Origin of the sequence: Rossellomorea sp. y25, from assembly GCF_038049935.1 — a bacterium.
In the GTDB taxonomy this organism is placed as follows: domain Bacteria; phylum Bacillota; class Bacilli; order Bacillales; family Bacillaceae_B; genus Rossellomorea.
This window is the reverse complement of record NZ_CP145886.1, coordinates 332,683-345,282: the sequence shown is the minus strand read 5'-3', so window position 1 is coordinate 345,282 and position 12,600 is coordinate 332,683. Positions and strand designations below refer to the sequence as shown.

Genomic DNA, 12,600 nt, shown 5'->3' with positions numbered 1-12,600 from the left:
CCCCCTCTTATGGATAAATTGGATAGTGATGAAGTCCTGTCGTTTCGTCTAACCCCAGCATTACATTCATATTTTGAACCGCCTGGCCGGCAGCTCCTTTAAGTAAGTTATCGATCACAGACACAATCGTCACGCGATTCGTCCGTGAATCTACTTTTATCGCAATATCGCAGAAATTCGTGCCGAATACTTCTTTTGTACTTGGGAACTGGCCCTTAGGACGAATCCTGATGAATGGGTGAATCTCGTAATAGGCTTGGTAAATGTTGTGTAACTGCTCAGTGGTGTATGTGCTTTTTAATTCCGTGTACATCGTAGCCATAATCCCACGGGTCATGGGAATAAGGTGTGTCGTAAAGGTAATGGGTCCCGCTTCGCTGTGCCACTCCTTCAATTGTTGTTCAATTTCAGGAGTGTGCTGGTGTTGATGAACCTTATAGATTCGTAGATTTTCTTGAGTCTCTGAAAAATGACTGGATTGAGTCGCTTTTCTCCCTGCTCCCGATAATCCCGTTTTGGCATCGATAATGATGGAGTGGGGCTCAACAAGCTCATGGTGAAAAAGCGGCGCCAATCCTAGAAGGGTGGCTGTCGGAAAGCAGCCTGGGTTCGCGATCAGTTCCGCCTCTTGAATGGATTGTCGATTGCATTCTGTGAGACCATACACCGCTTTCTGTAAAACATCTGAAGATGCTGATTCTCCTTTGTACCACTCTTCGTATTCTTGAGGATTCTTCAAACGCAAGTCCCCTGAAAGATCGATCACTTTCGCCTTTTCACCGAGTAGATTCTGAGATAATTCCTTCGATACACCGGAAGGAACGGCCAAAAAGACGAAATCAAGCTGCTTCATTTCCTCGATTTTAATAGGATTCACTACTTCATGTGACAGGTTAAAGAGGTGTGGATATTGATCTGCATATAGTGCCCCCTCCAAAGAAGATGAATACAAAATACAATTATCCACATTCGGATGATTTACCAACAATCGATGAAGCTCCACTCCACCGTAACCCGTACTACCAACAATACCAACATTCATATCTATTCACCACGCAGATTAAATTTAAATTAGCTCTAATTATATGTATGTATATTAATAAAATCAATAGTATATTTATAAATATTTTCTATAAAGTTAATTTATTCACAAATTTGCATCGATAGTACTACCCGGAGAAGCGCCCAAAAGAAAGGTCCGTCCCTCAGGGTATAGCAACCCCCGAGGGACGGACCTTCATTTATATTTTTATGCAATTGAATTCTTTAGAATTGAGCAGCCTCTGTTGAACCTTTAAGGGCTGTTGTAGAGGATGTTCCACCTGAGATCACCATCGATACTTCATCAAAGTAGCCTGTTCCTACTTCGCGCTGATGTCTCGTAGCTGAATAGCCATATTTCTCGCTGGCAAATTCCGCTTCTTGAAGCTGAGAATATGCAGCCATTCCGCGCTCTTTGTATCCTCTCGCAAGCTCGAACATGCTATGGTTCAGTGCATGGAATCCTGCAAGCGTTACGAACTGGAACTTATAGCCCATTTTCCCAAGCTCCTTTTGGAACTTAGCGATCGTTTCATCGTCCAGTTTCTTTTTCCAGTTAAAGGATGGTGAGCAGTTATACGCCAATAATTTCCCTGGATGCTCAGCGTGAATCGCCTCAGCAAATTGGCGAGCTTCTTCAAGGCTCGGTTCTGATGTTTCACACCACACAAGATCTGCATAAGGAGCATAAGCCAAGCCTCTTGCAATCGCCTGATCAAGTCCCGCTCTTGTACGGAAGAACCCTTCAGGAGTGCGTTCCCCTGTAATGAACTGCGCATCGTACGGATCCACATCACTCGTGATTAAATCTGCGGCATTCGCATCTGTACGGGCTACGATTAATGTTGGTACACCCATTACATCAGCTGCCAGACGTGCTGAAATTAAATTCTTCACGGACGTTTGTGTCGGCAGTAATACTTTGCCTCCCAAGTGTCCGCATTTCTTTTCAGAAGAAAGCTGATCTTCAAAGTGGACGGCTGAAGCCCCTGATTCGATCATACCCTTCATGAGTTCGAATACATTAAGCTGTCCTCCGAAGCCCGCTTCTGCATCGGCTACAATCGGCACAAACCAATCAATCGATTCATCCCCTTCTACATAATGAACCTGGTCTGCACGCTGCAGGGCTTGATTGATTCTCTTTACCACGGATGGTACTGAGTTCGCAGGATATAAGCTTTGGTCGGGATACATTTGCCCGGCAAGGTTGGCATCGGCCGCTACCTGCCATCCACTTAAGTAAATCGCTTTCAGGCCGGCTCTGACTTGTTGGACAGCCTGGTTTCCGGTCAAGGCACCAAGTGCATTGATATAGTCCTCTTTGTGAAGCAGATCCCACAGCTTTTCAGATCCGCGTCGAGCAAGAGTATGCTCGATATCAATTGATCCTCTTAAACGAATGACATCTTCAGCCGAATACGGTCGGGATACACCCTTCCATCTTTGATCCAATTCCCAGTTTTCTTGTAGTGCTTTTACGCGTTCGTTATTTGCTTTTACCATTGATAATCTCTCCCTTTTGTTTGCTTATTGGTTTTGTATTTCTATAAGAATTAAGCGAAGTTCTTTGTTGAATTCTATTTAACCGGTGTGCAGTTAGTTTGAGAGGTCCGTCCCTCCATTCACTGCAGCGGTAATTTATTAAAGTAATTAGGCTTGTGTATTCAACCTTTTTAGCTTTGATGATGCTTTTTGCAGGTCCGTCCCTTTAAAGGATACGGTAGCCCGGGATGGTGAGGAAGTCTGTGAATTGGTCGTTCTGGATGAGTTGGTCGAATAGTTGGACGGCTTCTGTGAACCGGCGCTCTTTGTACAGTTGTTCTCCCATTTGGCTTTTGAGTTTGGTTAGTTCTTCTTGCTTTAGTCGTTCGTAGAGATCGATGGTGATGTTTCGGCCGTCGTCAAGAACTCCTTTAGGATGGCGGATCCATTGCCATAGCTGAGCCCGGGAAATTTCAGCCGTCGCCACGTCTTCCATTAAGTTGTGGATCGGTGCTGCACCTTGGCCGCTCAGCCAAGAAGAGATATATTGAATTCCGACGTTTATATTTAAGCGGACACCTTCTTCTGTTATCTCCCCTTGAGGAACTTCAAGAAGATCCTGCTCTGACACTTCGAGATCATCTAAAGTTTTCTCTGCAATTTGATTATCATTTTTCATTTCCTGATTGAAAACGTCCATGGCAACCGGCACAAGCCCAGGATGAGCTACCCAGGTGCCATCATGACCATCCTGCGCTTCTCTTTCTTTATCTGCTCTCACCTTGTTAAACGCCTCTTCGTTTTTCACAGGATCGTTCTTTACAGGAATTTGTGCCGCCATCCCTCCGATTGCAGGAGCTCCTCTTCTGTGACAAGTTTTAATCGTGAGCAAAGAATACGATCTCATAAAAGGAGCTGTCATTGTGACCGTTGAACGGTCCGGTAAGATAACATCCTCTTGGTCCCGAAGTTTTTTAATATAACTGAAAATATAATCCCATCTTCCACAGTTCAAACCCGCTGAATGCTCCTTTAGTTCATAAAGGATTTCATCCATTTCAAACGCGGCCGTGATGGTTTCAATCAGTACAGTTGCTTTAATCGTTCCTTGAGGAATCCCGATATATTCCTGGGCAAATATAAACACGTCATTCCAGAAGCGCGCTTCCAGGTGACTTTCTAATTTAGGTAAGTAAAAATAAGGGCCTTTGTTCGTTGAGGTTAAATGAGTCGCATTATGAAAAAAGAATAATCCAAAGTCGACAAGGCTTGCCGATATTGATTTCCCATCCAGTTCGATATGTTTCTCTTCCAGATGTAATCCTCTGGGTCGAACAATTAATACAGCATGTTCTTTGTTTAATTCATAACGCTTACCATTTGGATTCGTGAAGTCTATTGTTTGATGTACTGCATCTTTGAGGTTGATTTGTCCTTCTATGAGGTTCGTCCATGTAGGTGAAGTGGCATCTTCAAAACATGCCATAAAACATTTTGCGCCTGAGTTCAATGCGTTGATGACCATTTTCCGATCAACCGGTCCAGTGATCTCTACCCTTCGATCTTGTAAAGCTTGAGGAATCGGACTTACTTTCCATTCACTTTGTCGAATCGATTCTGTTTCAGACAAAAAGTGAGGAAGCTCTCCTCCATTGATTCGTTCCTGCTGTTTCTCTCTGTTGTGTAACAGTTCTCTCCGTTTTGCTCCGAATCGGCGCTCCAGTTGTTCCAAAAACTGCAATGCTTGTTTAGATAAAATTTTATCAAAGCCTGGCTGAAGCTCCCCAGTTACCTTGATACCAACCATTTTTGTAGACATTGAACACCATCACTCCTTAGCAGTATTAAACAAGTCTTCATTGTTATAATACAGATTATTTAACATGTTTGTATTATATAACAGTATATTTGGTTTTGGAACAACTTTTTGGTAATTTTCTTTCGACAAATTTCGCAACACCTACAAAGGAGGACATGTATCACAAATTCTCCCCTGAAACATAAATATCAAGACTAGCCAACAAAAAAGAGGTCCGTCCCTCAGCCACTCTTTAGTGACGAAGGACGGACCTCTTATCGATACTCTAATTATTTAACGATGTCTTTGGCAACTGCTTCATCGAATTCAGCTTGGATTTCAGCACTTGGCTGTGGTCCAACCTTACTGAAGATCACGATTGCCAGAATAGCAAGGAAGAATCCTGGAACAATTTCATACAGTTCGAATGGAATAACTCCAGCTGCAGTCAGCTGTTTCCAAACGACGACTGTTACAGCACCAGTGATCATACCTGCCAATGCCCCGTTTCGTGTCATACCTTTCCAGTATAGAGACAACAGGACGATTGGTCCGAACGCGGCACCAAATCCACCCCAAGCGTAACTTACCAGATCGAGGATCTTCGTACCGCCGCCATTCGCAGGGTTACCTTGAATAGCAAGCATAATCGCGATAAATGCAATTAGAAGCACTCCGATACGACCCACCCATACAAGTTCGTTGTCAGAAGCATTCTTACGGATGATCGCTTTATAGAAATCCTCTGCTAACGCACTGGAAGAAACAAGTAATTGGGAATCGATTGTACTCATGATAGCAGATAGAATCGCTGCTAACAGAATACCAGATACCCATGGGTTAAATAAGACATCTGTAAAAAAGATAAATACTTTCTCAGAATTATCAACATCACCTGTAATCAATGGCATATCAGCAAAATAGGCGATACCGGAGAAACCAACCAGTACAGCACCAATCATTGATAATGTCATCCAGCTCATACCAATCCAGCGTGCCTTTGGTACATCTTTGGTGGATTTAAGTGCCATAAAACGGGTGATGATATGCGGCTGACCGAAGTAACCAAGTCCCCAGGCGAGGAGTGAAATGACTCCCATAACCGTCATCGTGTTCATTGTATCAAGATTTGCCGCGTCAACAGAACGAACAGCATCAACTGTAGCATTCCATCCACCCAGCTCTGTAATAGCAACGATTGGTGTAATGATTAACGCAAGGAACATTAGAATACCTTGTACGAAGTCAGTCCAGCTTACTGCTAAGAATCCTCCAAGGAATGTGTAAGAAATGATTACTGCAGCACCAATCCAAAGTGATTGATTGTAAGACATTCCGAACGTTTCCTGGAATAATAACGCTCCGCCTACAAGACCTGAAGATGTGTAGAAGGTAAAGAATACCAAGATAATAACTGCTGAAATAACACGAAGGAGACGGGAACCATCTCTAAAACGATTTTCAAAGAAGTCCGGAACCGTAATAGAATCGTTTGCAACCTCCGTGTAAGCGCGTAGTCTTGAAGCTACGAATCTCCAGTTTAAATAAGCACCAATTACTAACCCAATACTTAACCAGATCGAACCTAAACCAATTGCATAAGCAAGGCCAGGCAGTCCCAGTAATAACCATGAACTCATATCTGAAGCACCAGCACTTAATGCTGCTACCCCCGGTCCTAAACTACGTCCTCCAAGAACGTAATCCGATAAATTGCTTGTTAATTTGTAAGAGATAATACCGATTGCGAGCATTCCAACTAAATATACGATAAAGGTGACTAAAGTAGCTATATCCATTGTGTAGTTAGCATTCTCCTTTCAAGAAATTTGTACTGCTTTTCGTTAGGTGCTTAATCTAACTTTCGAACCATGCTAAAAGACCTCTCGAATTGTAAATCCAACAGTTCTTTACCCCATGCATACGGGTTGTAAACTTATTCACTCAATAATGTTTGAAAAAGTTTTTTCTGCGAAGCGACGTTCCGTAACAAGTTCACAACGTTATTAATACTAACATACATTTACCACATTAACAGACGGAATTTTCTAAATACATTCATTCGTATGAATAATTATTCAAGTAAAATGCATATATTTTTATGAAAGCGCTTTTTTAGCTATATCTATTCATAAAAATTTATAAAATTAAGTTACTTTTTGTTCACCATTCTGTTACGATTACAGTTTTTCACTAACGTTAGCATCTTTATTTTGCAACAAATGATACATCCATATACATGGTGAGACGGTGGGGAATAGGAAATTTCCTGGATGGCTTTTTGAAACTGGTTAATTGTCGCTGATGCAGATAGGTCATTTCTATGTAAAAGCCAAACAAAAAAGCCTGAGATTCCCCAAGCTTTTTACCGATTACATTTTGTCCTCCAATTTCTTCACTCTCTTTTCTAATTTCTTGTTTTGTTCAAGAAGGATCATGACAATCGAGAAAGCCCCTCCGGCTAAAACAAATGCGATTATTTCCATCAGCCTTTTCCCCTTTCCTGTCTTCAATCTATATATGTATTACGTATATCCGTCACATTTGGTTTCGTTTTTTGTAAATATCGTGAAGTACATGACAATGGTAGGATCAGGTTTATCGACCCTTGTTGAGATTTATCAACCCTTACTCAATCTCATCAACCTTTAAAATGATTTATCGGCCGTATTTTCAATATACCAACCTTATTTTTATTTATCGAAAGGATCCGCCTAATTTCTGTGACACTTCTACAGTTCTATCCCTCAACAAAAAAAAGAACTAACCTATAAGATTAGTCCTTTTCCTCTTTTATTCATAAATGTGCAAATACGTTTCTTTACTTCCAGGCTTCTTCACGATCAGAGCTTCCGGTCCATAGGACGATGACACGAGGAGTTCCACATCCCAGGTATCTGGCGTCTGCTTGCTGATCATGCTGGAAAGATGCTGGGAAAATCCGATGGTTTCAGCTTTTCCTTGGAAGGACAGGGCAACCTCGAATTTCATATTGGACAGCTTTTGGTTCTGGTAAAGTGCTTGTCCCGTCAGACCCGTGTAAACAGGAAAGTATTTTTCGATATCCGTTTTCAGCTCGTTAAATACTTTGTAATCGTTTGGATGATTTTCTTGTGCTTCCGGTGAAGGGAATAAGTAAAATTCTTCATTGATTCCTTCCCAGTTTTGGATACTGCTTTCGTTCGCTTCAACGGTTGTGTAGGCAAAGAAATGACCCGGTACGACCTGTTCTTTCGGAGCCTGTTTATAAAGTGAGATCATGATCGGAACGTTTTGAAGTTCTTTTTTCTGACGAAGACGATTGAGGACTTCGTCGGCAATTCTCGCTCCTTGTTCCTTTAAGACATCATTGCTAATGTTCTTTACTGTCCTTGTTCCAGATGAGAGATTGGTTTCGTACTGAACAGAATTCAACGAAAGAGCGATTGCCACTCCACCCAGGTGGACCTTGTTGTCTTCTTTTTTCATCAAGTAATTATGTTCAATCACATGTGCTAAGTAGATGGGTGCGCTCTCACCGTTTGCCTGGACAGGGTTAAGCCCTACATTCTCAGACTCTTGAATTCCCTTTTCTTTCAACTGTTCACTTGTATATTTTCGTTGAAGCCAGCTATCAACTGTTTTCTTCGTGAGGAATTGGCCTTCTTTGAAAAAGTATTCATCCGTTGAGAAACGATTTTGGGCTACCCTCAATAAGCCCGTTTCGATTTCATTGATATCGTATCTTGATCCTAAATCATTAACGACCACTCCACGGGTTTTACTCGTTTCATATGGAAGCATCGTCTTGTAGTATTCCTTGGATATCTGGAAGCTTGGAATGATCGCTTTTTTTGCTTCGCTATCTTGATTTTCCTGAACGACCTGATCCTGCTTTTCAAATGTCGGAGCACAGCCTCCTAATAACAATAGTGCGGAGAGAGCGACCGAGATCCCTTTTTTCATTACTCGTTACACCTCTTATCGGTTAAGTTCTTCCATCAGCTTGTCCTCATCCCATACTTCAATGTTCAGTTCATTGGCTTTCGTAAGCTTTGATCCTGCTTCTTCCCCTGCGATGACAAGATCGGTTTTCTTACTGACACTGCCAGTGACTTTTCCACCGAGCATTTCGATCTTTTCTTTTGCTTCATTTCTGCTTAATCGTTCAATCTTTCCGGTTAACACAATGGTTTTTCCTGCAAAATAAGAGTCGACTTCACTTGCAGCTACCGGCTTTGGTCCTTTGTATTCAAGATTGACACCGGCATCCTTCAATTCCTGGATCAGTTCTTTCGCTTCATCATTTTCAAAGTAGGCCACAATGGCATCTGCCATTTTATCACCGATTTCGTTTACATTGGTCAGCTCTTCTTTGCCCAAGGTCATTAACTTATCCATTGATCCGAACTCTTGAGCCAATGTTTTCGCCGCTTTTGCTCCAACATGACGGATTCCAAGTCCAAAGAGCAATTTTTCCAGGGAATTGGCTTTTGATGCTTGAATGGCATCCAATAGGTTATCTGCGGATTTTTCACCCATGCGCTCCAGTTGAAGAAGCTGCTCCCGCTCTAAACGGTATAGATCTGCCACATCTTCAATCAATTTCTCCCTGAATAACTGGCTGATCACTTTTTCTCCAAGACCATCGATGTTCATGGCGTTTCGGGACACAAAGTGAATCAGACCTTCCCGAATCTGAGCAGGACATTTGGGATTGATGCAGCGAAGGGCGACTTCCCCTTCCAGTCTGACCAGCTCACTTTCGCATTCAGGACAATGAGTAGGCATATGGAATTCCTGTTCATCACCAGTTCTCTTTTCTTCTAATACGTTGACCACTTCAGGGATGATATCCCCGGCTTTTTTAATCACGACATGATCACCGATTTTGATATCTTTTTCTCGAATAAGATCTTCATTATGAAGAGACGCACGTTGAACCGTTGTACCCGCAACACGGACCGGTTCCAAAATCGCTGTAGGTGTCACCACCCCGGTACGGCCTACGCTTAATTCAATCTCTTTTAACACGGTTACCACTTCTTCAGCAGGGAACTTGAAGGCAATCGCCCATCGTGGACTTTTTGCTGTCGTTCCGAGCTGCTTCTGATGCTCTAAGGAATTGACCTTAATCACAATCCCGTCAATATCATAGGAAAGATTAGGACGTTGATCGGTCCACTTTCCAACAAATTCAATCACTTCTTCAATCGTGGCACATTGTTTTCGTTCAGGATTTGTTTTAAATCCCAAACCTTCTAATTTATCTAATCCTTCACTATGCGAATGAATTCCCGTATCCCCAATATCCGCTAACGCATATAAGAAGATATCGAGATTTCGTGAAGCTGCAATTTTAGGGTCCAATTGACGAAGTGAACCTGCCGCTGCATTGCGGGGGTTGGCAAAAGGCTCTTCTCCTTTTTCGTCTTTGATTTTATTTAACGCCTCGAAGGATCTTTTTGGCATAAATGCTTCACCGCGAACTTCAAAGGAAATCTTTTCAGAAATCTTCAATGGAATGGAACGGATTGTCTTCAGATTCGATGTAATATCTTCACCTATTGAGCCATCTCCCCTTGTTGCTCCTTGGATAAACACACCATCCTCGTAACGAAGGGACACTGCCAACCCATCGATCTTGAGCTCACAAACATAGGAGAAGTCCTCCCCGACTGCTTGACGGACACGACGATCAAAGTCACGAAGATCCTCTTCATTGAAGGCATTCCCTAAGCTGAGCATGGGCGTACGGTGTTCCACTTTTTCAAAGGCATCCAGTATCGCTCCTCCAACGCGTTGAGAAGGTGAATCGGATGTTTTCAGATCAGGGAATTGATCTTCGAGTTCGATAAGTTCCCTCAGTAGTTGATCATATTCAGAATCTGGCACAGAAGGTTTGTCGAGCACATGGTACTCATAATTGTATTGATTTAACAGTTCATGTAATTCATTTAAACGGTTTTCGGCTGATTGTCGATCCATTTCCACAACCCTTTCTTGCTAAAGTGTTCAGATATTTAAAGATAGCCGAGAGGGAATTCCCTCTCGACAAGCTACGCTTTTTCAATAGGAGCAAATTTGGCAAGAAGACGCTTGATTCCCATTGGGCTCGGGAACGCAATGTCAAGCTCTACACTGTCTCCAGAGCCTTTCACACTGACGACCGTCCCTGTCCCCCATTTCTTATGCTGTGCTTTGTCCCCTACTTGCCATGCAACAGATTCTCCACCGGTTGTCGTTTGAACCGGTCGTGAAACGGGCTTACGCGGGGCAGGACGCGCTGGTGCTTTCGCTGCTGATTTCCCGAAAGGTGTGAAGGCACTCTTCTTTTCTGCCATCACATCATCCAACAGTTCAGCTGGGATCTCCTGAATGAACCGGGACACAGGGTTCATCTTCGTTTGCCCGAAGAGAGTTCTCATTTGTGCATTTGTTAAATAGAGCTGTTCCTCAGCACGGGTAATTCCTACATAAGCCAGTCTGCGCTCTTCTTCCATCTCATCTTCTTCCATCAGGGAACGGCTGTGAGGGAAAACCCCTTCCTCCATCCCCATTAAGAATACGACAGGGAACTCAAGACCTTTTGCAGCATGAAGGGTCATCAAAATAACCGAGTCTTTTGGCTGATCGTCTTCATCAAGCTTATCGATATCCGCCACTAATGCCAGGTCCGTTAAAAATGCAACCAGACTCTTGTCATCGTTGGATTGCTCAAAGCTTTTCGTCACAGACAGGAACTCGTCCAAGTTCTCCAAGCGACTTTGAGACTCGATCGACTTTTCTGCTTTTAACATCTCGATGTAGCCGGATTTCTCCAGTATTTCTTCTACAAGCTCGGTTACGGACAGATATTCCTGCATGGCCGTATAGCCTTTCACCATTTCCTTGAATTCAATGACAGCTTTCGTTATTTTCGGACTGAGCCCGATAAAGTCCGCTTCTTCCAACGCTCTGAACATGGAAATATCATGATCCTGTGCATAACGGGCAATTTTATCCACAGAGGTTGCCCCTACGCCCCGCTTCGGAACATTAATGACACGTATTAGGCTGATGTCATCATCCGGATTCGAGATGAGTCTCAGGTAAGCCAATATGTCCTTGATCTCTTTGCGGTCATAGAACTTGATGCCGCCGACGATGGAGTACTCGATATTCGATTTGAGTAAAACTTCCTCCATCACACGGGACTGAGCGTTTGTACGATAAAGGATGGCGAAATCAGAGTACTTCCTCTTACCGCTTTCCATCATCTCTTTGATTTTACCGGTAACAAATTGAGCCTCGGTCTGCTCGGTATCCGCTCTGAAATACGAGATCTTTTCACCGTCATGATTTTCCGTCCATAGATTCTTCGGTTTACGATTCGAGTTCTTCTGGATCACTTCGTTTGCTGCCTGCAGGATCCTCTTCGTTGAACGATAATTTTGTTCAAGGAAAATAACGGTTGCTCTTGGATAATCCTTTTCAAAGGAAAGGATATTGGCAATGTCCGCACCTCGCCAGCGATATATCGATTGATCGGAATCCCCGACGACACACAAGTTCTGAAAACGGGAAGCCAGCAGTTTAACGAGCATATATTGAGCCCTGTTCGTATCTTGATACTCATCGACATGGATGTATTGGAACTTTCTTTGATAGAATTCCAATACTTCCGGTACACGCTGAAACAACTGGATCGTCGTCATGATCAAATCATCAAAATCGAGGGCCTGATTCTTCCGTAAACGCTTCTGATATTCTGTATACACATCAGATACCACTTGATCGTAATAACCCCCTACTTGCTTGGACAATTCTTCAGGAGTCGTCAGCTCATTTTTTGCAGAGCTGATGGATCCCAAAAGCGAACGGGGATCAAATTTTTTCGGGTCTATATTTTTTTCTTTTAAAATCGCTTTGATAACCGACTGCTGATCGGTAGAATCAAGGATCGTAAAATTACGGTTCATCCCGATGCGATCAATATCCCGTCGCAGGATTCGCACACACATGCTGTGGAAGGTTGAGATCCAAATGTTCTCAGAAGCCCCGCCCAGTATGTTATGAATACGATCCTTCATTTCTCTCGCTGCTTTATTTGTAAAGGTAATCGCTAAAATATTATAAGGATTGACCCCTTTTTCCACCATTAAATACGCAATTCGATGCGTCAATACTCTCGTCTTCCCGGAGCCTGCCCCTGCCATGATCAGTAACGGCCCTTCTGTCGCCTTCACAGCTTCCGCCTGCTCGGGATTCATTCCATTCAACAATCGATCAGTCAAAAATTGCATACTCTCACACCA

The 12,600-nt window shown here is 43.0% G+C and carries 7 protein-coding genes; all 7 read right to left on the bottom strand.

Going from position 1 to position 12,600, the window contains the following annotated elements; translation table 11 throughout:
* Positions 1-7: 7 nt before the first annotated feature.
* The gene (gene argC / locus AAEM60_RS01840) at positions 8-1,042 is read right to left on the bottom strand and encodes an N-acetyl-gamma-glutamyl-phosphate reductase (protein WP_299741327.1); all 1,035 of its coding nucleotides are present in this window, start codon (positions 1,040-1,042) and stop codon (positions 8-10) included.
* A 224-nt stretch (positions 1,043-1,266) separates the two neighbouring features.
* On the bottom strand, positions 1,267-2,547 hold the full coding sequence (gene aceA, locus AAEM60_RS01835; RefSeq protein ID WP_299741326.1) for an isocitrate lyase: 1,281 nt from the start codon (positions 2,545-2,547) through the stop codon (positions 1,267-1,269).
* A 205-nt stretch (positions 2,548-2,752) separates the two neighbouring features.
* Entirely contained in the window at positions 2,753-4,345 is a 1,593-nt protein-coding gene (gene aceB / locus AAEM60_RS01830; RefSeq protein WP_341357276.1) for a malate synthase A, read from the bottom strand.
* A 269-nt stretch (positions 4,346-4,614) separates the two neighbouring features.
* Complete coding sequence (putP, locus tag AAEM60_RS01825) at positions 4,615-6,123, bottom strand: sodium/proline symporter PutP (RefSeq protein ID WP_299741324.1); 1,509 nt, start codon at positions 6,121-6,123, stop codon at positions 4,615-4,617.
* A 994-nt stretch (positions 6,124-7,117) separates the two neighbouring features.
* Positions 7,118-8,269: a CamS family sex pheromone protein gene (locus AAEM60_RS01820; RefSeq protein ID WP_341357275.1), complete on the bottom strand. Its 1,152-nt coding sequence runs from the start codon at positions 8,267-8,269 to the stop codon at positions 7,118-7,120.
* Positions 8,270-8,284: 15 nt separating this feature from the next.
* A complete protein-coding gene (ligA, locus tag AAEM60_RS01815) occupies positions 8,285-10,291 on the bottom strand; it encodes an NAD-dependent DNA ligase LigA (protein WP_299741322.1) in 2,007 nt (668 codons plus the stop codon).
* A gap of 71 nt (positions 10,292-10,362) precedes the next feature.
* Complete coding sequence (pcrA, locus tag AAEM60_RS01810) at positions 10,363-12,588, bottom strand: DNA helicase PcrA (protein ID WP_299741321.1); 2,226 nt, start codon at positions 12,586-12,588, stop codon at positions 10,363-10,365.
* Positions 12,589-12,600: the final 12 nt, after the last annotated feature.